This window comes from Stella humosa, assembly GCF_006738645.1.
GTDB lineage: Bacteria > Pseudomonadota > Alphaproteobacteria > ATCC43930 > Allostellaceae > Allostella > Allostella humosa.
In genome coordinates, this window is the sequence record NZ_AP019700.1 from 4,271,133 (window position 1) to 4,294,319 (window position 23,187).

General features: G+C 66.7%; 18 protein-coding genes and 2 pseudogenes. 6 read left to right on the forward strand and 14 right to left on the reverse strand.

Annotated elements, in window-relative coordinates; all coding sequences use genetic code 11:
* The first annotated feature begins 1 nt into the window (after position 1).
* The 4 genes and pseudogenes from STVA_RS20000 to STVA_RS20010 form a co-directional block, all read left to right on the forward strand.
* Entirely contained in the window at positions 2-2,923 is a 2,922-nt protein-coding gene (locus STVA_RS20000; protein ID WP_142235832.1) for an ATP-binding cassette domain-containing protein, read from the forward strand.
* 122 nt (positions 2,924-3,045) lie between these two features.
* Positions 3,046-3,273, forward strand: a pseudogene (locus STVA_RS20005) (transposase); the annotation flags it as partial.
* A 14-nt stretch (positions 3,274-3,287) separates the two neighbouring features.
* Positions 3,288-3,461, forward strand: a complete 174-nt coding sequence (locus STVA_RS27745; RefSeq protein ID WP_170216761.1) for a hypothetical protein — start codon at positions 3,288-3,290, stop codon at positions 3,459-3,461.
* A gap of 162 nt (positions 3,462-3,623) precedes the next feature.
* Positions 3,624-4,103, forward strand: a pseudogene (locus tag STVA_RS20010) (transposase); the annotation flags it as partial.
* Positions 4,104-4,120: 17 nt separating this feature from the next.
* Here the strand turns inward: STVA_RS20010 and STVA_RS20015 are convergent.
* From STVA_RS20015 to STVA_RS20075, 13 genes are all read right to left on the reverse strand, one after another.
* Positions 4,121-5,313 (reverse strand): IS3 family transposase gene (locus STVA_RS20015; protein WP_123695668.1). Its coding sequence is split into 2 segments (ribosomal slippage): positions 4,121-5,055 and positions 5,055-5,313, totalling 1,194 coding nucleotides; the frame shifts between segments, so codons are not numbered across the junction.
* A 33-nt stretch (positions 5,314-5,346) separates the two neighbouring features.
* A complete protein-coding gene (locus tag STVA_RS28605) occupies positions 5,347-5,787 on the reverse strand; it encodes a winged helix-turn-helix domain-containing protein (RefSeq protein ID WP_123695665.1) in 441 nt (146 codons plus the stop codon).
* A gap of 206 nt (positions 5,788-5,993) precedes the next feature.
* A complete protein-coding gene (locus STVA_RS20025; RefSeq protein ID WP_123695663.1) occupies positions 5,994-8,330 on the reverse strand; it encodes a PAS domain-containing hybrid sensor histidine kinase/response regulator in 2,337 nt (778 codons plus the stop codon).
* Positions 8,331-8,332: 2 nt separating this feature from the next.
* Entirely contained in the window at positions 8,333-8,974 is a 642-nt protein-coding gene (locus STVA_RS20030; protein WP_123695661.1) for a chemotaxis protein CheC, read from the reverse strand.
* Positions 8,971-9,339, reverse strand: coding sequence for a response regulator transcription factor (locus STVA_RS20035; RefSeq protein ID WP_123695659.1), 369 nt, complete (start codon positions 9,337-9,339; stop codon positions 8,971-8,973). Before STVA_RS20035 ends, STVA_RS20030 begins: the two co-directional genes overlap by 4 nt.
* A gap of 304 nt (positions 9,340-9,643) precedes the next feature.
* Positions 9,644-11,869 carry a chemotaxis protein CheA gene (locus STVA_RS20040; protein WP_123695657.1) on the reverse strand — a complete coding sequence of 742 codons (2,226 nt, stop codon included), beginning with the start codon at positions 11,867-11,869 and terminating at the stop codon, positions 9,644-9,646.
* On the reverse strand, positions 11,862-12,242 hold the full coding sequence (locus STVA_RS20045; RefSeq protein ID WP_123695655.1) for a response regulator: 381 nt from the start codon (positions 12,240-12,242) through the stop codon (positions 11,862-11,864). Before STVA_RS20045 ends, STVA_RS20040 begins: the two co-directional genes overlap by 8 nt.
* A gap of 14 nt (positions 12,243-12,256) precedes the next feature.
* On the reverse strand, positions 12,257-13,105 hold the full coding sequence (locus STVA_RS20050) for a CheR family methyltransferase (protein WP_123695653.1): 849 nt from the start codon (positions 13,103-13,105) through the stop codon (positions 12,257-12,259).
* A gap of 8 nt (positions 13,106-13,113) precedes the next feature.
* Positions 13,114-13,740: a HEAT repeat domain-containing protein gene (locus tag STVA_RS20055; RefSeq protein WP_123695651.1), complete on the reverse strand. Its 627-nt coding sequence runs from the start codon at positions 13,738-13,740 to the stop codon at positions 13,114-13,116.
* A gap of 1 nt (position 13,741) precedes the next feature.
* Positions 13,742-14,824 carry a chemotaxis-specific protein-glutamate methyltransferase CheB gene (gene cheB, locus STVA_RS20060; RefSeq protein WP_123695649.1) on the reverse strand — a complete coding sequence of 361 codons (1,083 nt, stop codon included), beginning with the start codon at positions 14,822-14,824 and terminating at the stop codon, positions 13,742-13,744.
* The gene (locus STVA_RS20065; RefSeq protein ID WP_197735690.1) at positions 14,821-16,380 is read right to left on the reverse strand and encodes a chemotaxis protein CheW; all 1,560 of its coding nucleotides are present in this window, start codon (positions 16,378-16,380) and stop codon (positions 14,821-14,823) included. Before STVA_RS20065 ends, cheB begins: the two co-directional genes overlap by 4 nt.
* Positions 16,373-18,313, reverse strand: a complete 1,941-nt coding sequence (locus STVA_RS20070) for a methyl-accepting chemotaxis protein (RefSeq protein WP_123695647.1) — start codon at positions 18,311-18,313, stop codon at positions 16,373-16,375. The genes STVA_RS20065 and STVA_RS20070 overlap by 8 nt, the downstream gene beginning before the upstream one ends.
* A gap of 933 nt (positions 18,314-19,246) precedes the next feature.
* A protein-coding gene (locus STVA_RS20075; RefSeq protein WP_420822837.1) for an IS630 family transposase occupies positions 19,247-20,313 on the reverse strand; the annotation gives its coding sequence in 2 pieces (ribosomal slippage) (positions 19,247-19,821 and positions 19,821-20,313; 1,068 coding nt in all).
* 195 nt (positions 20,314-20,508) lie between these two features.
* Here STVA_RS20075 and STVA_RS20080 point away from each other — a divergent pair.
* Positions 20,509-21,066 carry a phosphoribosyltransferase gene (locus tag STVA_RS20080; protein WP_142235833.1) on the forward strand — a complete coding sequence of 186 codons (558 nt, stop codon included), beginning with the start codon at positions 20,509-20,511 and terminating at the stop codon, positions 21,064-21,066.
* A gap of 68 nt (positions 21,067-21,134) precedes the next feature.
* Here the strand turns inward: STVA_RS20080 and STVA_RS20085 are convergent, their stop codons facing one another.
* Positions 21,135-21,572: a hypothetical protein gene (locus STVA_RS20085; protein WP_142235834.1), complete on the reverse strand. Its 438-nt coding sequence runs from the start codon at positions 21,570-21,572 to the stop codon at positions 21,135-21,137.
* A gap of 338 nt (positions 21,573-21,910) precedes the next feature.
* On the opposite strand from STVA_RS20085, the gene STVA_RS20090 reads away from it, so the two are divergent.
* Positions 21,911-23,100, forward strand: a protein-coding gene (locus tag STVA_RS20090; protein ID WP_123687762.1) for an IS3 family transposase whose coding sequence is annotated in 2 segments (ribosomal slippage) — positions 21,911-22,169 and positions 22,169-23,100 — 1,191 coding nt in all. Because the reading frame shifts where the segments join, the coding sequence is not laid out codon by codon here.
* Positions 23,101-23,187 lie beyond the last annotated feature (87 nt).

Consider the following 23,187-nt stretch of genomic DNA (forward strand, 5'->3'; position numbering starts at 1 on the left):
GATGACGGCTTCATCCACCCCAGTGCCCGCCGTCATCGCGTCGTCCGGGGCGCCACGCGTCCTCACCGGGCGCCGGGCGCTGGCGGTCGGCCCGGGCGAAGGGCTGTGGCGCGTGGTGGAGGGGACCGTCCTCGTCTTCGCCGTGGCGGCGCCTGCCCTGCATGGCGAGGGGGAAGACAGCCGTGCAGGCGACCTGCGGCGGCACCTGCTGTTCACGGGCGCGCCGGGGGACGTTCTGCCCGCCATCAACGTGCCGGCGGCGAGGGCGGGCGCGGCGACGGCCTTCGAGATCCTCGCTTTCGGCGCTCCGCGCGCCACCGTGGAGCCGATGGCGGCCGCCGATCCCGCGGCGCTCGATCGCTGGGTCGGCGCCCTCAGCGCGGCCGCCGCTCGTCTCGTCCACCCGCAACCCTTTGCAGACGCGCGCGTGGACGCGCCGGGCCCGGCGAACATGCGCGCCGGCGTGCGCACGGGCGGCCCGTCGGGCGGGGTCCTGTGGATCGAGGGCGCCGGTGCGGCGGCGTTTCTCGACGTCGCCGACTGCGACGCGCGCCAGCCATTCCCGCTCGCCGGCGCGGCCTGCCTCACCACCATCGCGCCAACGCCCGAGGCTTACGCCTCCACCACAGCCGAGGTGGTCGCGGACGGGCGGTGGCGGGACGGTCTCGCCCGCTTCCATGCGGCGTTGTTCGACGCCTATGGCACCAACCTCGCCCTGGCCCTCGCCGACGAGTACAACCGCGCGCGAGAGCGGACGGAGCGGGAAGAGGATGCCGTCGCGGAGAGCCTTGCGACCGCGCGCGCGATCTTCGGTGACGCCGGGCCGAAGCGGAGCCCCGCCGGCGACGGCGACCCTCTCGTGCGCGCCGTCGCGGTCATCGCGACCGCTCTTGGCGCCCGTCCACCCGTGCCCGATCCGCTCGACGACGATCTGCCCACGCCCGAACGGGTGGAGCGCCTCGTCGCCACGTCGGGCCTTGCCCAGCGCGCGGTGACGCTGAGGGACGGATGGTGGCGCCGCCGGACCCAGGCGACGCTCGCCACGCTCGACGACGGCACACCCCTGGCACTTCTGCCGGCCGGCCGCAATGGGATGCGCGCCATCTTCGGCGACGGCCGGCCGGGCGGGCGTGTCGGCAAGGCTCTGGCGGCCCGCATCGACCGCCGCGCCACTGCCCTCTATCCGACCCTGGAGGCAAGGCAACTCGGCGCCCGCGACCTCCTCGCCATGGCGCTCGCCGGCAGCGGGGCGGATGCCCGCGCCCTCCTTCTCCTCAGCCTGCTGGCGGCCATCCTCGGCGCAGCGCCACCCGTCGCGCTTGGCTATCTCGTGGAGGTGGCGATTCCGCTCGGGGAGCTGCGAGCCGTCACGGTGACGGCCGTCGTGCTCCTGGTCGCGGGCGCGGCGACGGCGCTTCTCGAATATGCCAGGAACCTCTCGCTCGTCCGGATCGAGACCCTTGCCGAGGCGTCCGCCCAGCCTGCGCTCATGGACCGCGTCCTGCGCCTTCCGCTGGCTGCCTTCCGCGAGATGTCGGCCGGAGAGATGACGCAGCGCACGCTTGGCGTCACCGCGATGCGTCGCCTTCTCGCGCGGAGCGCGGCGACGGGCGTCGTCGGCGGTGTGTTCGCCGCCGCAAACCTCGTCGTCATGGCGGCAGCGAGCCCGGCGCTCACGCTCGCCGCGCTCGCGGTGACGGGGGCCGCGGGCGTGGTGGTGGCACTGGCCGTCGCCGCCGTCCTGACGAGCCAGCGGATGGCGCTGGCAGTGAACGGTGTCGCGGCCGGCATTTCCCTCCAGCTCCTGCGCGCGATCGACAAGATCCGCGTCGCGAGTGCCGAGCGCTCCGCCTTTGCCACCTTCATGGGCTATTACGCACGCGAGCGCGCGCACCTCGCCCGGAGCCGCCGTGCCGAAGCCGTCGTCGCCGTTGCCGCCGGTGTAACGCCGCTCGCCGGGGTGCTGGCGGTCTTCTCCCTCGTGGCGCTTGCGGGCGTCTCGATCGGGACGGGGGCATTTGCCGTGTTCCTCGCGGCATTCGTCAGCTTCACCCTCGGCCTCGTAGTTCTCGCGCGGACGAGCGCGACGGTACTCGCTGCCGTCATCCTGTTCGAGCGCCTGGCACCCATCCTCGCAGCGGCGGCAGAGGTGCCGGCGGGCGCGCGCCATCCGGGCCGCCTGTCGGGCTCAGTCCAGGTCGATCGCGTCAGCTTCTCCTATGCGCCGGACGGGCCGAAGGTCATCGACGAGGTCAGCCTCTCCGTTGCGCCGGGGGAGTTCGTCGCCCTCGTCGGTCCATCCGGCTCCGGCAAGTCCACGCTGCTTCGCCTCATGCTCGGCCTCGCGCGCCCAACGGTGGGTGGCGTCTTCTACGACGGCAGCGACCTCTCCCACCTCGATATCGACGCCGTGCGCCGGCAGTTCGGCGTGGTCCTGCAGGACGGCAAGCTGTTTCCAGGCCCCATCCTCGACAATGTCCGCACCCACGCGCGGGTGGATGTCGACGCGGTCTGGCGTGCCCTGCGCCTCGCGGGGATGGAGCGGGACGTGCGGGGCATGCCGATGGGCCTTCACACCGTCATCAGCGATGGCCGGTCGTTGTCGGGCGGGCAGCGCCAGCGCCTGCTGCTCGCGCGCGCACTCGTGTCGCGGCCGCGAATGTTGTTCCTGGACGAGGCCACGAGCGCGCTCGACCAGACGACCCAGGCCGAGATCGCCGCAAACATCGACCGCCTCGACGTGACCCGCATCGTGGTCGCGCACCGCCTCTCCACGACACGCAACGCCGACAGAATCCTCGTGATGGCGAAGGGGCGGGTGGTGGAGGAGGGAACCTACGAGAGCCTGATGGCCGAGGGCACCCTATTCCCTGCGCTGGCCCGCCGCCAGCTCGCCGGGGTGGGCGAAGCGGACGAGGGCTGACTCCCGGCCGAGCCACGGGCGAGCGGCGACGTGGGAGATGCCATGGCGGCGCGCCTAGGAATGTGTGTCTGAATAATTGGTTATTGCTCGACGGCGGGAGGGAAGCCTGATTCGCTGTCGTCATGAGCAAGACGTTCAGGCCATGGGAAGTGGATCAGGGTTGGCTTCTGTCGTTCTCGCTGCATGAGTTCGTGCCGGCGGGGCACGCGGCGTATTTTCTCCGTGACACGGTGCGCGAGGGGCTCGACCACTCGGCGATCATGAGCTGCTACGCCGAGGAGCGCGGCTATCCGCCCTATCACCCGGCCATGATGGTGGCGCTGCTGCTCTACGGCTACAGCCGTGGGGTCTAGCGCCCCGCGACATGCCCGTCGAATACGTGCTGGTGGACCGGCTTGCCCATGAGAAGACCATGACCGCTGGCGACAGGCGGCCGGAAGTCATGAAGCTTCACGCCGAGATCCTCGCCGGAGAGCTCGACGACATCCGGGCGGGCGACGGCCTGCCGAACGTCAGCGTGACGCTGCGGGTGGCCTGAGCCGAGAGAGGGCGGCGCCGGTTGGAGTGCCGCCTCCGTTCGTTTCGGTGCTGGGATTCCCCTGGGCTGGGAGGAGCGGAGCCGATGAAGGCGTCGAAATTCACGGGGGACTGTCTGGAATTCCGTGTGGGGCGGCCATAGTGGATCGCAGGAGGTCCACCGATGGCTCGACGCAAAGCACCTCATATTCCTGACGCGCTTCTGGACCAGTTGCTGGCCGGAGCGGACCCGAAGACGGCCTTCGATGCCGACGGGCTGCTTGATGGCCTGAAGAAGGCGCTGGCCGAGCGGGCTTTGAACGCGGAGATGGACCACCACCTAGCGAACGAGGACGCGGGGAACAGCCGCAACGGCTACGGCCGCAAGACGGTGACGACCGAGAGCGGGCGGATCGAGCTGGAGATCCCCCGCGACCGGCAGGCGACCTTCGACCCGCAGCTGATCGCCAAGTATCAGCGGCGCTTTCCGGGGTTCGACGACAAGATCGTGTCGATGTACGCCCGCGGCATGAGCACCCGGGAAATCGCGGGGCAACTGCGCGAGCTCTACGGCATCGAGGTCTCGGCCGACCTCGTCAGCGCCGTCACCGACGCCGCTTTGGAGGAGGTCGCCGCTTGGCAGGTGCGGCCGCTGGAGTCGGTTGACCTGACCCCCGATCCTCATCCAGTCGAAAATAGAGTCCGGCGGTGATGTGAACCGTTGTCGTCGTTGGTGGCAAGAGGCCGGGGCGTGGAGCCCTGGCGTAGCGCAGCGCCCCGGCCGGCAGCGCCGCTGGACAGAGTGTCGGCATAGGCCTCAGGGGTGAGCCACCCGAGGCTGGAATGGGGGCGTCGCTGGTTGTAGTGGCGGCGCCAGTCTTCGAGCGTCGCCCGGGTATGCGGGAGAGATACGAATAGGGTCTCGTTCAGCAGTTCGTCCCGCAGCCGGCCGTTGAAGGCTTCGATGAACCCGTTCTGCTGGGGCTTGCCCGGCGCGATGTAGTGCCAGCCGACACCCGTCCGATCCGCCCAGGCGAGGATCGCGTTTGAGGTCAGTTCGGTACCGTTGTCGCTGACGATGGTCGTTGGCCGGCCGCGCTGGGCGACCAGGCGGTCCAGCTCCCGGGCGACCCGCGTACCGGATAGCGAAGTGTCGGCCACCAGCGCCAGGCACTCCCGGGTGCAGTCGTCGACCACGGCGAGGATGCGGAACCGCCTTCCATCCGTCAGTTGGTCGGCGACAAAGTCCAGGCTCCAGCGCTGATTGGCCGTCGTCGGCAGGGCGATCGGCGCCCGCGTTCCCATCGCCCGCTTGCGGCCACCCCGCTGCCGGACCGTCAGCTTCTCCTCGCGATAGAGTCGCTGCACCCGCTTGCGGTTCACCGCATGGCCCTCCCGGCGCAGGAGCACATGCAGCCGGCGATAGCCGAACCGGCGTCGTTCCTGGGCAAGGGCCTTCAGCCGGTCGCGCAACGCCCCGTCGTCCGGCCGCGTCGCAGCGTACCGCACGCTGCTCCGGTCGACGCCGAGCACCCGGCACGCCCGCCGCTCGCTCATGGCATAAGCCGCCCGCAGATGGGCGGCGGCCACGCGCCGTGCGGCGGGCGTCACCACTTTTTTCCCAGCAGATCCTTCAACGCCGCGTTGTCCAGCATGGTGTCGGCCAGCATCCGCTTCAGCCGCGCGTTCTCGTCCTCAAGGCTCTTCAGCCGGCGGGCCTCCGACACGCCGAGCCCGCCATACTTGGCCTTCCACTTGTAGAAGGTCGGCGAGCTGATCCCATGCCGGCGGCACAGCTCCGTCACCGCCACGCCAGCCTCCTGCTCGCGAAGCACCCCGATGATCTGCTCTTCCGTGAACCGCGATCGCTTCATCCGTCCGTCCCCTCGTTGGGCCGGACGCTACATTCAGGTGGAGGAGGTTTCGGGGGTCAGGTCAGACGAGCGCCGCGCCCTTGCCCTCCCCCGGACAGATCGCGCCGACGATTTAGGCCGACTTGGTTCGGTGGTCGTGCGGCACGGCTCGGCCTGATGCCGCGCCGTGCCCAGCGCCGGGTGACGCCGGGTCTTCTGGCCGACCCTGGCTTCGTCCTGGAACCAGACCTCTATCCCCGGCCGGTGCTTCGGCGGCCTTCGCGCGCGAGAGGTGCGCCAGGAGCGCGGGGACCTTTTTTTGAACGTCTCCCCGGCCTGCGGGTCCTGCGCGTGATGGTGCGGTCGCGCCGACAGCTTGCGAAGGCCCATCGCCCGCAGCCGCTCGCTCATCGTCTGCTTCGACAGGCTCACTCCGAACGTCTCCTGGATCCACCGCGCCAAGCCCGGCGGCTTCGCTGTTCGAATCGTCGGCATGGTCGTCGTCGACGAAACGGACGGCGATCGAGTTGTCGCCGGACTGCGCTTCCATCTCAGCCGCCCAGTGGCGAGCGCCCACCACGATTGCTCGGTCCGGAGCACTTGCAATCGACATTCGAAGTCAATCTGCCCTCCTGCCCGTCGAAAGCAGTACAAGGCACTCTCTAGCGTATTTGGTAGATCCAGCGATGTGCGATGTAAATCTAGCGGTCGAGTATCGCGCGCACCCGAAATGAGAGTTCAGCGAACGTGAAAGGCTTAGTAATAAGCTCTACGCCGGCGTTTAGGCGACCTTGATGCACAATTGCGTTTCGAGCGTATCCCGTAGTGAATAACACCTTCAGATCTGGGCGCATAGCACAGGCATCTCGCGCCAACTCTTGCCCGTTCGTTCCGCCGGGCAGCACGACGTCGGTGAAAAGCAAATCGACTGCGGACTCTGGGCGATCGAGAAGACGCAGGGCCGATAGCGCATCGTGGGCCTCGAGTACGCGATAGCCAAGCTCCCGAAGGATATCTACCGAGTACATCCGGACATCATCATTGTCCTCAACGACCAAAATCGTCTCGCTACCAGATGCCTCGCCAGTAATATCCTCTATACTTGGCGTCAGCTCTGGCGCTACATCGCCTAATAATCGGGGCAAATATATTTTGACGGTAGTTCCTTCATTCGTCTCTGAGTACAGCTTGACGTATCCGCCAGATTGCTTGACGAAGCCATACACCATGGAAAGACCGAGGCCGGTTCCTTTTCCAACCTCCTTCGTAGTAAAGAACGGTTCGAACACGCGCTCCAAGGTTTCCGGGGCCATACCCGAGCCGGTGTCGGTCACACAGATCACGACGTACTGGCCGGCGATTGCGTCTGAATTCGCAGCGATATAGGCGCCGTCCAGATGCGAATTGGCCGTCTCGATGGTGAGCTTGCCACCGTTTGGCATCGCATCGCGCGCATTCACCGCAAGATTGAGGATCGCGTTCTCAAGCTGGTTCGGGTCAACCTCCACTCGCCATAAGCCACCGGCCAGAACAGTTTCGATCTGAATGGTTTCGCCCAGTGTCCGGCTTAGAAGGTCCGACATTCCCGATAGCAGGCGATTTAGGTCGAGCGCTTGGGGCGCCAGCGGCTGGCGCCGAGAGAACGCGAGCAGGCGCTGCGTGAGGACGGCAGCTCGGTTGGCACCGGTCATTGCGTTCTCGGTCGCGCGACGCAGCCTCAAGGCGTCGGAAGGAAGGTGTCGTTTCAATATCTCGAGATTGCCGAGGACCACTTGGAGGAGGTTGTTGAAATCGTGCGCCACCCCCCCAGTCAGGTGGCCAACGGCCTCCATTTTCTGGCTCTGGCGCAACTGGTCTTCCGCCCGCGCCAGGGCGGCGGCATGCTCCCGCTCATCGGTGACATCGCGCCCGACGGCATGTAGATGACCCTGGTCCGGCACCGCCGTCCAAGCTATCGAACGATAGCCGCCATGCTTTTGGCGAACGCGGGTCTCGAAGCGAGCCGTTGTCGCGTCGTCGAACATTCGCTGGACGACGGATGCCGTCGGCGGGGCGTCGTCGGTATGGACGAGTTCCATAAACGAGGCGCCGATCAACTCCTCGCCGTCCCACCCGAGCATCGTCGTCCACGCAGGATTCACGGCCGCGACGATGCCATCCATGCGCGCCACCAGCATGATGTCGGTCGACAGCCGCCACATGCGGTTCCGTTCTGCGGTACGCTCGGCGACCCGTTGCTCCAGCGTCTGATTGAGCCTGCGCAAGGTCTCGTCGATCGCCCGCCGCTCGCTGACGTCCCGCAGGATCGCGGTCACCAGTCCGCGGGCGTCGTTAGTCCAGCGCGCGGCCGAAACCTCGACATAGATGGTGCTCGCGTCTTTGCGGCGACCGCGCAGTTCGACTGGCCGCCCGGGGTCGGCACCTTCGCCTTTCCGCTTCCAGACCTCAGTCCAACCCTCCAAGTCGTAGAAGATCGACGACATCGCGGCCCCGACGAGCTCTCCGGAGGTGTAGCCGAACATGCGGCCGGCGGCCGGGTTGGCCAGTTGGACAATGCCCTCCGCGTCGAGCGTGAGCACGGCGTCAGGCGCATGGTCCACCACAGCGCTGTAGCGTGCGTCGTGCCGGGCGCGCAGGAAGCGGTCGCGCTGCACCGACGCAGTGATATCGGTGATCTGTATCAGGACCTGCTCGAAGGGCGGCCGTTCGCCGATCGGTCGGATCGCGATGTTGTGCACCAGCGTACTGCCCGAGCGAGTCCGCAGTGGGAGCAGGGTCGCATGCAGGGAGTGGCTGAGAAGGCTGGAGGCGCCAGCCGTCAGTGCCCCGTCGATAGCCGCGCCAAATCGGCCGCCAGCCAGATGCGGCAGCACATCCTGCACAGGCCGGCCCAGCACCTGCTCTGAGCGGATGCCACTGGCCACGGCCAACCAGGCATTCCAGACAACGATCCGCTGGCTGCGATCGAGGACAATTACGCCGCAGTCCAGGCCATCGATAACCGCTGGCAACTCGCTGCGGGCGGTCGGCTCTGTCACGGCTATTCGTCGTCCTCACTGTTCCGCTCGATGAATTCGCGCAGCAGCAGCGCCAGCGCTTCCAGCGAGGGCATATCCATCAGCATCGCGATGTAGCCGTTGATGTCCCGGCTCTTCAGCACGAAGTTGATATAAAGAAACAATATTATGTCGCCTGCCTCTGGCGGCGGCGCCATGTTGAAGAGTACTGCCCCTTCACCGCGCACCACTTCCGGCAGCGAGACCTTGAGGCTGCGCTGGAGGATGTTCGCCATGGTCGCCAGGCAGCCGTTCAGGACGATATTGCCCGTTTCGGCCAGCGCCTCCTGCTCGAGCTCGATGATGTCCTCCAGGGACAGCTCGCCACCGGCGACCGCGCGGACCAACTCAAGGCTGTTCGCCTCGTGGAAGATCAGCATCGCTCGACCCGAAATCTCGCCGTCGAAGACCTGGTGAACCGCGACAAGCCGACGCTGCCCGCTCTCGCCGAGCATCGCGATCGCCTCCTCGCGGCCGAAGAGGGCCACGTTCGGCACGGACAGGAGTATCTGCTCGCCAACCATGTCTCGCAGACTACCGGCAGCCTTGCTAACCCCGATATTGACCAGTTCGGTCAGGGCATCCAGTTCAAGTTCGTTCAACACCGCGCTAGGTGCCGCGATCATGACGCACCTGGAAGAGCATCGAGAAATACGGCAAGCGTGTCGACCGTCAGTGGTTTTGGCAGGAACACCGCGCCGATCTCCCGTGCTCGAGAGACGATCTCGATCTGGGCATTGGCGGAGATGAGAGCGATCGGCAACTCCGGGAAGGACGCACGCAGATCGGCCGCCAACTGCAGGCCATCCCGCCCAGGCATGTTGAAATCCACCAGGGCAATATCGACGCGGCTGGTCTTGACAACCTCCAATGCCTGATCGGCATCCGTCGCTTCGACGCGCTCCCAATCTGGCCTGACCGCGCGCAACGCCTTAGCGGCCGCCATTCGCGCCAGCTTGCTGTCATCGACGATAAGTGCGCGCTTGGTCATGGAGCCTGCCTCGGGTTTCGCTTGTTCCAACGGTACATTCGCTCGCCGCACGCGAACTATGGTCCCGCCCGGCGCTCAACCGCCGGTGCAACTAATGATCTCAGGAAAGTCCCCCGGGGTGGGCCCATCAGCGTCGCTCGCGTCGCCAGCAGGATCTGGACTACCGCGGTGTGGGCGTGATCGCATTGACGCCAATCGACAATCCGGCCCGGCCCCTCCAGCAGCAGCCGCAGGAGCGGCTCGGCATCCTCTACCGCGCACCAACCATCGAGCCGGATCGTAGCCGAATCCACCAATAGCACGGTCATCGCAGCAATTCCTCAAGCTCGACGACGATCAGGACTCGTCCGTCACCGAGAACCGATGTGCCGGCCAGGCCGGGGATGTCTGCCAGCAATCCCTGGGTTGGCTGCAGCATGACGTCTACTTGCGTACAGACGCGGTCCACCTCGAGACCGGCCGGCTGGCCCCCCGCGAGAACGATAAGAATGTTCGCGGCGCCAGAAGTTCGTTCCGGCGGCTCGCCGCCGAGCACCCGGGCCAGGGCCAGGACCGGGAGCGTGCGATTGCGCCAAGCCAGCGCTTCGGCGGCACCGATCGCAGTGATGAGCGAGCGATCGACCATGAAGGTTTCGACCACCGCATCCAGCGGGATTCCGAAGACCTGCCCACCTGCCTCGACCGTCACCAGGCGGACGACCATGACCGTGAACGGCATGGTCAGGCGAAGGGTGGCGCCCTCGCCGCGCCGGCTGTCGATACCGACGCGCCCTCCCAGGCGCTCCACGGTCGTTCGCACCACATCCATTCCGACGCCACGACCGGATAGCGCAGTGAGTGCAGACGCCGTGGAGAACCCAGGGGCGAAGACGAGGTCGATCGCCGCCGCGTCGGGCATCGCCGCGGCCACCCCTTCCGACACCACACCGCGCGCGATCGCCACAGCCCGAACCCGGTCGACATCAATGCCGCGGCCGTCGTCGGCGATCTCGACCACGACATTCTGGCCATCGCGACGCCCGCTGAGGCGGATGGTCGTGGCTGGCGGCTTCCCCTGGGCGATGCGATCCTCGGCAGTCTCGGCCCCGTGATCCATCGAATTGCGCAATGCATGCAGGATTGGCTCGAAAAGCGCCTCGACGATCGCCTTGTCGGCTTCGGTATCGCCACCCTCCACGACCAGACGGGCCGACTTGCCGAGATCGTAGGCCATGTCGCGGACCAGCCGCGGGAAGCGCTGGAACACGGTACTCAGGGGCAGCACGCGAATGCCCAGCACGACGTCCTGCAACTCGCCGACCAGGCGGGAGAGCTGCGCCAGCGCCCTCGTCAGCGGGTCACTCACGCCGGCCTGGCCGCCACCATCGATCAGCGCGGCATGGGTGATCGCGTTCTTGGTCACGATCAGCTCGCCCGTCAGCCGGACCAGGCTGTCGACCTTGTCCGCCGCTACACGCAAGGTTCGCGCGCGCTGGTCGGAAATCGTCGCCGTGGCGCCGGCATTGGAAGGGTCTTCCGGTTCCAGATCGGCGACCGGTAGCACTACCGCGGCGATTGCAGCGGCCGCCTGTGCCGCGCCGGTGCTCCCACCGGTTTCGGCGAGCAGCCTGTCCATGGCTTCGGCTTCCCGGCCGAGCCCCTGGCTGCGGAAGACGTTCGCTGCCACGCGCATGGCCGAGGAGATAAGGCCCGTCCCCTCCGATCCGGTGGCGGTCAGCAACTGCGCCTGCTGCGCTTCCAGCAGGGCCCGTGCGGCCGATGACAGCTCTGTGCTCGCCGGCCCGGGGAGGGCCGTCACCTCCTCTGGCAACGTGCGGATCGATGTCTCGCCCAGCACGGCAATCAGATGCCGGGTGGCCTCCTCGGGTGATACGCCCGTCAAGGCAAGGATCGTCAGCCGGCAGGCGAACGGGTCCAGCATGTCCAGCCGCGCCGATGCCGCCGAGCCCTCCAGCTCCAACACCAGCAGGTGCGGGATGCCGGCTACGAATGCCAGCGGGTCCTGTCCTCGGAAGAACGCCGACGGGTCCGGGACATAGCGAATGGCGGTTCGCGCGCCGCGTCCTGCGCCGGGGTGCCGTGCGAGCAGCTGCTGCGCCCAGTCCTCGCCCGGACCGTCGGCTGGCTCGGCCGGCGCCCCGTCAGCGCCGGGAGCCTGCCCTGAAAAGCGTCTGACGACCGCCGCCGCGCCAGCCTCGGCTGAGAGCGGAATCTCGCCGTCGACCTGCATCGCGTCGAACCAGCGGGCGACGTCGTCAAGCGCGTTCAGGCAGTCGCGAATCAACTGCGCGGTGACCGTATCGACGCCTGCGCGAATGCGGGCAAGCGCCCCCTCGACGGCGTGCAGCGCACGCTCCATCGCCTCGAAATCGATGATCCCGGCGGATCCCTTCAGCGTATGAAACGCCCGGAAGGCGCTTTCCAGCGCCGCCGCGTTGCCCGGTTCCTTCTCCAGCAACAGCAGGTCGCTGACCGCTTGCTCGAGCAGCTCTCGCGATTCCAGCAGGAACTGTTCGATCATCTCATCCATGTGGCGGCCCGCACATCAGACCGACATGCTCAAGCAGCACGTCGCGGTCCACCGGCTTCACGAGATAGAAGTTGGCCCCTGCCGCGCGGGCGGCCGCACGATCCTGCTCGCCGGACTCGGTGCTGATGACCAGCGTCGCAATCCCGGCAATCGCCGAGTCCTGGCTGCGCAGGGTGCGCACGAACGTCAGTCCGTCCATGCGGGGCATGTTGATATCGACGATGACGAGGTCGGCGGTCTGTTCCAGCAGCCGTTCCAAGCCCTCAATGCCGTTCATGGCTTCTGCTAGCTCGTATCCGGCGCCACTCAGGATGTCGCGGTAGTAGCGCCGCACCAGGCCGGCGTCGTCTACCACCAGGATACGCTGCGCCATACTCCCTACCACGATCACCCCTTTTCGCCTTGGGGACGCTGATAGACGATGGCATCGGCGAAGCGGCGGACGCTGAACAATGGCGATATCCGGCTCATGGATTCGCTATGGCCCAGGCAGATGAAGCCACCAGGCATCAGGTTTTCGTATAGATTCTCGGCAGCATGCCGTCGCGAGGCATCATCGAAGTAAATCAGCACGTTGCGGCAGAAGATGATGTCGAACTGTCCGTGGGGACGCGTCTGGGCCGGATCGACGACGTTGACGGTCGTGAACTGAACCGACTGTCGTAGATCGTCGAGGATACGCCAGCGCTCTGGCGCCGGTACGACGAAGTATCGCTCGATCAATTGTGGGCTGAGCCGCATCAGCGCGCGCTTTCCATAGTCGCCGAGCCTGGCTGCTTCGAGAACGTGGGTGTCAATGTCAGAGCCGACGATCTCAATCTCGTAAGCGTCCACCTCTGGCCAGTTCTCCAGCAGCCATATCGCTATCGAATAGGGCTCCTCGCCGGTGGAGCATGGCACCGACCATATCCTAATGGGTTCGCGCCGGTTCCGCTGCCGCACCCGTTCCCGCAACAGGTCGGTTGTCAGGCATCGCAGCTGGTGGTCCTCGCGGTAGAAATACGTCTCGTTCACCGTGAAGGCGTTGATCAACTGCTCGATCTCGCCGTCCACATCGCCCCGAAGGCGCGTGAAATAGCTGGCGAAATCGGCGGCACGGGTCGCGGCGATCCGGTCGGCTGCGCGCCGCTCGATGAAATAGCGCTTCGCCTCCCCCAGGATAAGACCGGTCCTGCGGTAGAGAAACTCGCATAACCGGCGCAGATCCTCCTCCGATACCCGGTCCTGGTTAGCCACGGGGCGAGTCAGACATCGGCATTGGAAGAGGGCGCCGCCACCCGTTCCAGGGCGATCCCAATCGCATAGGCGAGGAACGAGTCGTCTGGGAACCGGGCAGCGCACCGGCGCAGGGAGGGCAGGGCTTCGGGCGTACCGGCCTCCGCGATGACCTCGACCGCCGAGGCGCAGACATTGGCGTCCGGGTCGTCGACGAGAACTTGGCAAAGCAGACTGGTCGTCTCGGTCGCCGGCAATCCGATCGCGAGGTCGCACGCCAATAGCCGAACGTCGGTGTCGCGATCGCGCAGCAGGGCAGGCAAATACGGCAGGACGCCAACACCGATGGTCCGCAAGGCATCCAGCGCGCCGGTGCGAATGCTGGCATCGTCCGATCGCACGCGCAGCGCGAGGGCCGCTATGCTCTCCGGGCTGCCGATGCGGGCGAGGCCGGTGAAGATCGCTTCCCGTACCCGCGGCTCGGTCTCGGAGGCGAGCGCGGCGTCCAGAGCCAGAGCATCGCCGAGCTCCCCGGCTATCCGCCGGGCGGCCGACCACCGCTCGTCGACAGACCCGCGCGCCAACAATTCCAGCAGATCGCCGGCCGAAGTCCGGGCTTCCTCGCCAACTGGAAGCCCACGGCGTACGAGCGGCATCTCAATGCACCAGCGCGCGGAGCTGGTCTGCAATGCGGTAAAGCGGCAGCACCCATTCCGCTCCGCCGGCCTTTGCCAATGCGCCGGGCATGCCCCAGACCACCGCCGTCTCCTCGGCCTCGGCAATGGTTCGGCCGCCCTCGGCACGCAACCTAGTCATCGCCGCGGCGCCATCGTTGCCCATGCCGGTCATCAGCACCCCGATGAGTTGGCTCGCTGGAAGGATCTCCATCGCGCTGACAACAAGCCGATCGGTGCTGGGGTGCCATGGGTAAGTCGATTTAGCGACCGCGGCCATTGCCACCAGTCGCCCCGCCCGCCGCGAAACCACCAAGTCGGTATCGCCCCGGCCGATGTAGACGGTCGCCGGCAACAGATGCACCGGCTCGGTCACCTCAACCACACTCAGCTCGCAGAGTTGGTCAAGCCGGCGCGCGAGTGCGCCGGTGAACGTCGCGGGCATATGCTGGGCTACCAGGATTGGCCATGGAAACGACCCGGGCAGGGGCGATAGCAGTGCCTCGAGCGCCGGCGGGCCACCCGTCGATGTTCCGACCAGAACCAGCCCGTTGCCGGTCACTGGGCGGGCGGCCGCCGACCGATCGACCGCTGCCGCCTGCGGTCGACGCCGCGTTGGGGCAGTGCCGATGGTGTGACGGACACGTTCCTTAAGGCGGAGGCTGGATCGCAAGGTGACGCCGGCGGCGGCGCGGACCTTCGCCACGAGCTGTGGCCCCCATTCCTTGATATGGAGGGAGACCGCGCCGCGTGGCTTGGCGACGAAGTCGATCGCACCTAGTCGCAACGCCGCCAGCGTAGCACCGGCCCCGGCGGCCGTGATCGAAGACACCATGACGACGCGGCTCGGCCGTTCGACCATGATGCGGTCGAGACATGCCAGACCGTCCATGTTCGGCATTTCAACATCGAGGGTGATCACGTCTGGGGCGAAGGCGGTGAGACGGTCCAGCGCCTCGACGCCGTCCCGGGCAAACTCGACCTCGAAGTCCAGTTCCTGCCGAAAGATCGTGCCCAGCAGTTTTCGCACGAGCGCGGAATCGTCGACCACCAGGACGCGGATCACGTGCCCGCCTGCGCTGCCCTCGCCCCCAGGCGCTCCAGGACGCCCTGCTCCGCGGGACTGAGAAGCTGGGCCGGATCAAGCAGCAGCACGATCCGGCCCGACGCCGGCAGGCTGACGAGGCCAATGATCAGGCGGCTTGCCTCGCCGGTTAGGTCGGGCGGCGGCTCGATCTCGGCCGCGGTCGTCCGCAACACCTCGGAGACGCTATCGACGATCAGCCCGGCCCTTAGCCGGCCCGCCCGCACCACGACCAGGCGGCGCGAGTCGCCCTCTCCTTCCAGGCGTGCCATGTCGAAGCGTCGGCGCTGGTCCACGATCGGCAGCACCTCCCCCCGCAGGTTGACGACGCCTTCCAGGAACTTCGGGGCTCGTGGCACCCGGGTGATCTGTGCCGGCACCTTGGCCACCTCGTCGATCATTTCGACCGCAAGGCCGAATTCGCTGTCACCGAGACGAAACACCAAGAAGGCAATCGTTGTACCCGCGGGCGCACTCGAGGCGCCGTCACGCGACTCCCTGCTGGCAGGGCCCAATCGATGCATCACATCCTCCCGGAACAGCTGATCGGTCGCCAGGATCGAGACGGGCTTCCGACCGGCCGGGCTGCGGTAGATGGCCTTGATCCGGGCTTCGCCGCCGGTGCGGCTCGCCAGGATCGCAGGCGTGGGTTCGATCGCAGCATCATCGGCAGCGACAATACCTAGCATCCGGTCGGCCACGAGCCCGACCTGGTTGCCCGCGACATCGACAACGACCACCTTTTCACGGCCGTCGGCACCCGTTCGCGGCGGAAAGCCCAGCAAGCCCCGCAGGGACAGCAGCGGCAGCAGGCCATCGCGCAACGTGGCGATGCCCAGCACCAGCGCCTCGGCCCGGGGCACCAGGGCCAGCTGGGCCGGTATGGTGATGATCTCGCGGATCACTTCCAGAGGCAGGGCGTACTCCTGCCCCGCGACATCGAATGTCACCAGCTTGCCACGGCGGTCCGATGCTTCGTCGGCAAGCGCCGAACGGCCCTTCGACCGATCCTGTCGGGCGACGGTCGAGGGTGGTGGGACCGCGCGCGTCGACGCCGCGAAGGCCAGTGCGATCAGGGCGTGGAGATCCAGGATTCGGACGACTTCGCCGGCGGCGTCGATCACTGTGCGATCGAGGCGAAAGGCACCTGCGAGGCGCTCGCCGGGCTCGGTGCCAAGACTGGCCGAGCGCGCCTCAATATGGCCCACATCGACTGCGGTCACCCCGTGGACGGCATCAACCACGACCGCTATGCGCGCCGGCAGGTCGAGGACAATAGCCCGGGCGCCATCGCCAATGGCGGCGGCAGGTAGGCCCAGCATCGACCGCAGGCTGACGAGCGGCATTACCGTGCCGCGCACATTGCCGAGCCCGAGCAGACTGGGCGGTGCCAAGGGCACGCGTGCCACCGTTGGCAGGCGCACGATCTCGGCGACATCCTCGGTGGTAACAGCATAGGAACGCTGGTCAACCCGGAATACCAGGAAGCGCCGGACTGCCCGGTCCTCCGCCCCGGCGGCCGGGACCCGGCTACCCATCCTGGCGCCTGAGCTCGTCGGCTAGCGACGCTATCTCCTCGATTGAGGCTGCCAGTTCCTCGGCACCGCTGGCCTGCTCGGTAGATGCAGTCGCGGCCTCGTGCGCGGCCGCACTGTTCTCTTCGGCGGCCGCAGCGATCTGGCGAGCCGCGCCCGCGGCCTCGGCAATCGCTGTCCGGATCGCCTCTGCGCTCTGCCGGATCGCCGCGCTGGAATCGCCCAGCAGGCCGACATCGGAAGCAAGGCCGTCAAACGAAGTGGCGAGCCCCTGGTTGGCTTCGATCTCGCTGTCGGCCACTAGCACTATCTGCTCCAGGTCGCGGCGCAGTGTGGCCATCTGGTCGAGGATTCCCCTTGCCGTCTCCTTGATATCGCTGACGTTCTTTGAAGCGTCGCGCGCCAAGTTGCGAATGTCGCCGGACACGACGGCGAAGCCCCGACCGCTGTCACCTGCACGGGCGGCTTCGATTGAACCGCTGACCGCCAGCATGCTGGTCTGCACCACGGTCAGCGCGATCGCGTCGACGATCCGGTCGATCCGGCGGCCGATCCCCTCCAGCTCGATGACCCTGCCGAGGCTCGCCCTAGTGTCGGCGACCGCTGTTCCCGCACCCGCGACCAAGCTCTCGACTGCCAAGCGTCCGCCCGCAATCGCCGTGTTGAGCGCGGCCACCTGCTTGTTTGCAGCCGTTGCGTTCTCGGTTGCCACCGCCGCCGTCTTCTCGATCTGGGCCAGGGCGGCCGATGTCTCTTGTGTCGCCGACGCCTGTTCCTGCGAGCCGCGATTGATCTCAGTCACCGCCGCCATGATCTGGCTGGCGGCGCTCGAAAGCTCCTGAATGGTAGCCGACAGCTGTTCGGCGGCGGCACCGATCTGCGACGTGACGCCGTCGGCGGCCGCCCCGGCGCGGAGCGTTTCACTCAGGCGTGCGAGCGACTGGGCTGCTGCCAACCCCTGCTCCAGTGATTGAGCCTGCTGTTCAACTCCGCTCCCTGCTTCGGTCGCCGCCGCGGATTGCTGAGCAGCAGCGCTCGCTACCTGCTCGGCCCCGCGCTGGGCTTCGCTCGCCGAGCGCTCGGCCTGGATAGCAGCGTCTAGGATCGACTGCGCGCCGTCCGAGATGCGTGTCATCTCCTCGGCCAGCCCGTCTAGGGTGTGGACGATGGCGCCGCCGGCGGCGGCGTCCGCCTTCGCCACATCGGCAGCCGCCTTGACGGCCGCCGCGATGGCCTTGACGTCGGCTTGGATGGCTTCGGTGAGCGCCTCCACCTCGACCGCACTTGCATCGGAACTTGCCGCCAGTGCTCCGACCTCGTCGGCAACGACCGCGAAGCCGCGACCATGCTCGCCGGCGCGGGCCGCCTCGATGGCAGCGTTGAGGGCCAGCAGAGCCGTCTGGTCCGAAATCCGGCTGACGGTCCGCGCGACCTCGCCGACATCGCGCGCCCGGCGCTCGAGCTCGTCAGTGAGCTGGATCGACCGGCTCTGGCGCTCGGCGTTCCGCTCGATGGTGCGGATTGAAGCCAAGATGCGTACCGCGGCCGTGCCCATGGCAGTCCGAACCGCCTCGGTTCGCGCGCGCGAACCTTCGGCCTCCCGCCGTGCCGCCGCGAGGTTCGCAGAAATCCCCTTGATGCCTACGTGCTGCGCCTGGGAGCTGCCGGCGGCCTCTTCTGCGCCTGCGGCGATCTGCTCCATGGAGCGACGGAGCTCCTCGGCGGCAGAGGATGCCTCGGTCAGCCCGGCCGCCAATTCCTCGGTGGCCGCAGCAAGGCGTTCGGCGATCTTATCTTTCGGCGCAGTCGGCGCGCCCGCTACTGCGGACGACGGCGGCCGAGGCGAAGTCATTTCCGGCGAACCGGCCGCGGTCCGTGCCGGCTTCGGCAGCCGCGCCGCCTGGCCCGTGATCTTTGAAGTTTTGACCAGGGCCATGACACTCTCGATCTGTCGGGGGGAGGCCCACGCTGCAGCAACTGCACCGCGCGGATTTCACTATTGTCGTCGAACTTGCCAAGCTATCCAACAGATCCCTGCTCTGGACCTACCGAGACTGAGCGCGAAGGGCGCGGAATTGGCATAGGACATCGTCGATATCGGCAACCTAGCGGCACGGAAGGTGGTCGACGCGGGCGCGGTCGGGCTGCACTGGTATCCAGCGGTTGCACTGTGTGGCGCCCCTGGAATTAGTGGCTCACGAAGGCACAGGGAGTCGGCGCCGTGCCGCCGTGCGCGCCATTGAGTGTCCTGTCGACAGGCACGGCCCTGAAGCCGCCGCACTTGAAGAGGGATGCTGCATCCCTATCCCGCGGGCGTTCGAGATCAACCGGCCGGACTACAGCGAGGCCGGTCGTGCCTACCCTAGGTAGGCCCATGTCAGACTGGCCCAGATGAACACCCCGAATATGCCGATGGCGAAGATAACGAGGAGCGCGCAGCGGATCGAAGGTACCTTCCCGCATAGCCAATTGAGCATGATCTGTGCGCCGTCGTCAGAGCATAGCCAAGCGATAGCCGGCGCGAGGTGGGTCCGAACCTCGCGCCGTCTCGCATGGCACGAAAGGATCATAGCCGTCGAGATCGACGCGAAGTGTGAGTTGAAGCACCCCGCGTCGCCCGGTGCCCTCCGGCGCTCAAGGGTATGGGAGCCGGCGGGTCCGTTCATTCAACTGGTCTGGACGATGGTTGTTCCGGTCAATCGCCTCGGTCGGACACCTCGGATCTCGGACAGCCGCACTGAGATTCCGGCTGGTGGAAACCTGATCGACCTATCGGCAATTCGGCGGTCTCACGTTGACGTTCGTTCGCTTGACGGCGGCCGGGTGTGCCGGCCGATCAGTCTGACCGTCTAATACCAAGTCCGGCTGTTCATGACCGATGTGCCCACGCCCGGAGACCGATGGACATGATCTTCCATGGCTGGTCGACGAGCTTGTTCCAGGCGTGGGCGCAGTGGTCGAGGATGTCGTCGTGGGATCGGAAGACGCGGTTCGAGAGCCAGTTGTCGCGCATGAACTGCCAGACGTTCTCGACCGGGTTCAGCTCCGGCGACTTGGCTGGCAGCGGCACGATCGTAATGTTGGCCGGGACGACAAGCCGCTCGGAGAGGTGCCATCCAGCCTGGTCCATCAAGAGCAGGGCATGGGCGCCGGGAGCGACGGTGCGGCTGATCTCGGCCAGATGGAGTTGCATGGACGGCACGTTGCAGCGCGGCAGGACGAGGGCCGCGCCCTTGCCCGCGGCCGGACAGATCGCGCCGAAGATGTAGGCCGACTTGGTGCGCTGGTCGTGCGGCGCGCTCGGCCGGGTGCCGCGCCGGGCCCAGCGCCGGGTGATGCCGTTCTTCTGGCCTACACGGGCTTCGTCCTGGAACCAGACCTCTATCCCGCCTGGGGCTTCGGCGGCTTTCGCGCGCGCGAGGCGCGCCAGGAGCGCGGGGAACTTTTTTTGAACGTCTCCCCGGCTTGCGGGTCCTGGGCATGGTGGCGCGGCCGAGCCGACAGCTTGCGGTAGCCCATCGCCCGCAGCCGCTCGCTCATCGTCTGCTTCGACAGGCTGACCCCGAAAGTCTCGTGGATCCATTGCGCGAGGTCGATCAGCCGCCAGCGGACGACGCCGTGCACGGCCGGGATCGGGCCAGCCTCGACCAACCTGGTCACCTCCGCCCATTGCTCGGCCGACAGCTTCGAAGAGGGGCCGCCAGCCTTGCGGTCGATCAGGCCATCCGGACCGTCGGCGTTGAACGCCAGCACCCAGTCCCGCACCGTCTGCAAGCCGACACCGCCCAGCTTGGCTGCATCGCTCCGGCTACCGCCGTCATAGATCGCCGACAGCGCCAATAGCCGCCGGGCCTGGCCGGCGTCCTTCGAACGCTTTGCCAATCCCCGAAGCGCCGCTCCGTCATAGTCTCCGCGCAGCCCGATCGGTGCAGCCATGGCGAACTCCATACCGTTCGCCATCCTTGAATCAGAACTCCGACCCCAGCGGAATCCCCTTCGTGAGTCACCTCACGCCGGACTTGGTATAAGGCTCGCCAGCGATCCGCCTAGATGAGGAGACGGCAGTATCCGCTTGCGTAGGGCAATAGCGCATAACGCCCGATTGTTGAGCACACGGCATGATCGTGCCCCGTGGGCGGAGAACAATCAGGACTCGCCGCGCAGCTGCTTTGGCGGCCGGCGTTGCGTCATCGCGGAGGCTTTGCCTACCTGACCGTCAGGAGTTGGCGCGCTTCGACCCGAATTGAAGACCTTGCCGATTTCCGACGGGAGAAGAGGCTGAAGCGGCCCGAACTGATCGGCTTGGCCGCGGATGAGGTGGCCGGTGAACTGGCGGCTCTTCTGCAGCCACGCCCGCCCTGGATTGTGACGGCTGTTGCTCCTGGGCATTCCCGGGAGCGGCTGTCCTGGGCGGTGCTACTGGCGATTGCTGTTGCAGAGCGTCTGAAGCTGCCGTTCGTCGAGCTGTTCCACACCCGCCCGGTCAACGGGTCGAGCCATCCGCGCCAAAACCTCGCCCTGCCACCATTGGAATGGGCGGCCACACCCGCCAATCCTGCCATCGTCGTCGACGACGTGGCGACAAGTGGATGGCACATGGCCGAGGCGCTCGGTGCGCTACGTGACTGTGGGATACCGGCAATCGGGGCGGCATGGATCGCAGGCATAGTCCGCGGACGGCCGGAGTGATTTTACCACCCACGACACCGGGCGCCTCAGCCCCAACGCTTACGGAATGCCAGGCAGAGTGATGGCAATTAAAGGGTGACACCAAATTCGCAGACTGGTGGCGCCATGGCCTTGTTTAAGGACGCACCGCCTCCGCCGAACCCGACCCCATTGCACCCTGAATAGGTGCCAATCGAGCAACTGACTACGTTGCTCACAGCTGTCGTAGAGAAGGTCACCCGAACCTTCGCATCGCAGTATTTTCCATTCGGATCGGTAATTTCCACCCTGATCTCGCCATCCGGGGGCGTGAGGCCCTCTGTCAGCGGATAGGTGTAAGCCACGGGAGTTTGCCTTCGCGCGAACATCGATCCCGTCTGCGACCCAAACGTGCTTGATATGGCGAAATTCGCCGTCCAATCGGTGTTGTTCACGAGAAGGAAGGCAATGCTGTAGTTGACTGCTCCAGCTGGAGTTACCGCCAGCATCGTCACCGCAATGGCAGCCGAACCCAAACGCCAAGACATCCGCCGGCTCCCTCGTTGTTCTATTCAGCTCAACGATAGACCCAGTTGAAGCAGGAGCATAGGGTAAGGATCCGTCCCCTGCTTGCCTGTCTTCACCCCACGCGCGGAGAGCTTCGATGACCCTGGCCAGCCCTGTCGGCAGGCACCCGGTGCAACCGTTCGGATGGGGTTCCTGACGCTGGCCCGGATCTGATCCGTGCCCATTCCCGCCCCCGATCACGTAGTCAGCGACGTGCCGGACCTTCGGATCGTCCCTCAGCAACTTTGGGAAGCGTGACGTGACCCCCTGAAACTCCTCCAGAAATAATTAGAGTCCGCCCCAAGGAAGGGACGGACGAATGAAACGATCAAGGTTCACGGAAGAGCAGATCATCGCGATCCTGCGCGAGCAGGAGGCGGGCGTGCCGGTGGCAGACCTTTGCCGCAAGCACGGTCTGAGCTCGCCGACGTTCTACAAGTGGAAGGCCAAGTACGGCGGCCTGGACGTGTCGGAGGCCCGGCGTCTAAAGGCGCTGGAGGACGAGAACGCCAAGCTCAAACGGATGCTGGCGGACGCGATGCTCGACAACGTCGCGCTGAAAGATCTGCTTGGAAAAAAATGGTGACGCCCGCTGCCCATCGGGAGGCCGCGGTGTACCTGCAGTCGACCTACGAGATGAGCCAGCGGCGGGCGTGCCGGGTGATCAGCACCGACCGCACCAGCGTGCGCTACCAGGCCACGCGGCCTGACGACGCCCATCTGCGCGAGCGCCTGAGGGCCCTGGCCCAGGAACGACGGCGCTTCGGCTACCGCCGGCTGCATGTGCTGCTGCGGCGCGAGGGCCATGCGGTGAACAAGAAGCGCGTCCAGCGGATCTACCGCGAGGAACGGCTGACGGTGCGCCGGCGCGGCGGACGCAAGCGAGCCGTGGGCACAAGGCGGCCGATCGAGACGCCACTGGCGGCCAACCAGCGCTGGAGCCTGGACTTCGTGTCCGACCAGATGACGGACGGGCGGCGCTTCCGCATCCTGACCGTGATCGACAACTGCACCCGTGAGTGCCTGGGCCTGGTGCCCGACACCTCGCTGTCGGGACGACGGGTGGCTCGCGAGCTCGACGTCATCATCGGCCAGCGCGGGCGTCCGGACATGATCGTCAGCGACAACGGCACCGAATACACCTCCAACGCCATCCTCGGCTGGGCCGACGAGACCGGCGTCGGCTGGCATTACATCGCGCCGGGCAAGCCTCAGCAGAACGGCCACAACGAGAGCTTCAACGGCCGCCTGCGGGACGAGCTGCTGAACGAGACGCTCTTCCGCTCGCTGCCGCATGCGCGGGCCGTGCTGGAAACCTGGCGGCGCGACTACAACGAGCAGCGGCCACACTCCAAGCTCGGCTGGATGACGCCCAGGGACTACGCCCGCGCCATCTGCGGACCGACCGGCGACCGCGCTGCGCAGCCTGGGGGCTCCGCGCGGACGCCTCTTGCCACCCACCTAAACCCAGGCTCAGATCAACCCAGGACTCTCGTTATGGCTGGATGAGAAACGGGGGTCACGTCAAGCGGTGCACGCGCGCCGCGCCCAACAGAAGCGCGCCACCCGACCCGACGCCGGCGAACGCCCCTTCTG

Bases quoted from the DNA above. Each gene is read 5' to 3' on its own strand.
- STVA_RS20000 (WP_142235832.1), top strand. From the start codon at position 2: ATGACGGCTTCATCCACCCCAGTGCCCGCCGTCATCGCGTCGTCCGGG.
- STVA_RS27745 (WP_170216761.1), top strand. From the start codon at position 3,288: ATGCCCGTCGAATACGTGCTGGTGGACCGGCTTGCCCATGAGAAGACC.
- STVA_RS28605 (WP_123695665.1), bottom strand. From the start codon at position 5,787: ATGCCGACGATTCGAACAGCGAAGCCGCCGGGCTTGGCGCGGTGGATC.
- STVA_RS20030 (WP_123695661.1), bottom strand. From the start codon at position 8,974: ATGATCGCGGCACCTAGCGCGGTGTTGAACGAACTTGAACTGGATGCC.
- STVA_RS20035 (WP_123695659.1), bottom strand. From the start codon at position 9,339: ATGACCAAGCGCGCACTTATCGTCGATGACAGCAAGCTGGCGCGAATG.
- STVA_RS20040 (WP_123695657.1), bottom strand. From the start codon at position 11,869: ATGGATGAGATGATCGAACAGTTCCTGCTGGAATCGCGAGAGCTGCTC.
- STVA_RS20045 (WP_123695655.1), bottom strand. From the start codon at position 12,242: ATGGCGCAGCGTATCCTGGTGGTAGACGACGCCGGCCTGGTGCGGCGC.
- STVA_RS20055 (WP_123695651.1), bottom strand. From the start codon at position 13,740: ATGCCGCTCGTACGCCGTGGGCTTCCAGTTGGCGAGGAAGCCCGGACT.
- STVA_RS20065 (WP_197735690.1), bottom strand. From the start codon at position 16,380: ATGGGTAGCCGGGTCCCGGCCGCCGGGGCGGAGGACCGGGCAGTCCGG.
- STVA_RS20070 (WP_123695647.1), bottom strand. From the start codon at position 18,313: ATGGCCCTGGTCAAAACTTCAAAGATCACGGGCCAGGCGGCGCGGCTG.
- STVA_RS20085 (WP_142235834.1), bottom strand. From the start codon at position 21,572: ATGTCTTGGCGTTTGGGTTCGGCTGCCATTGCGGTGACGATGCTGGCG.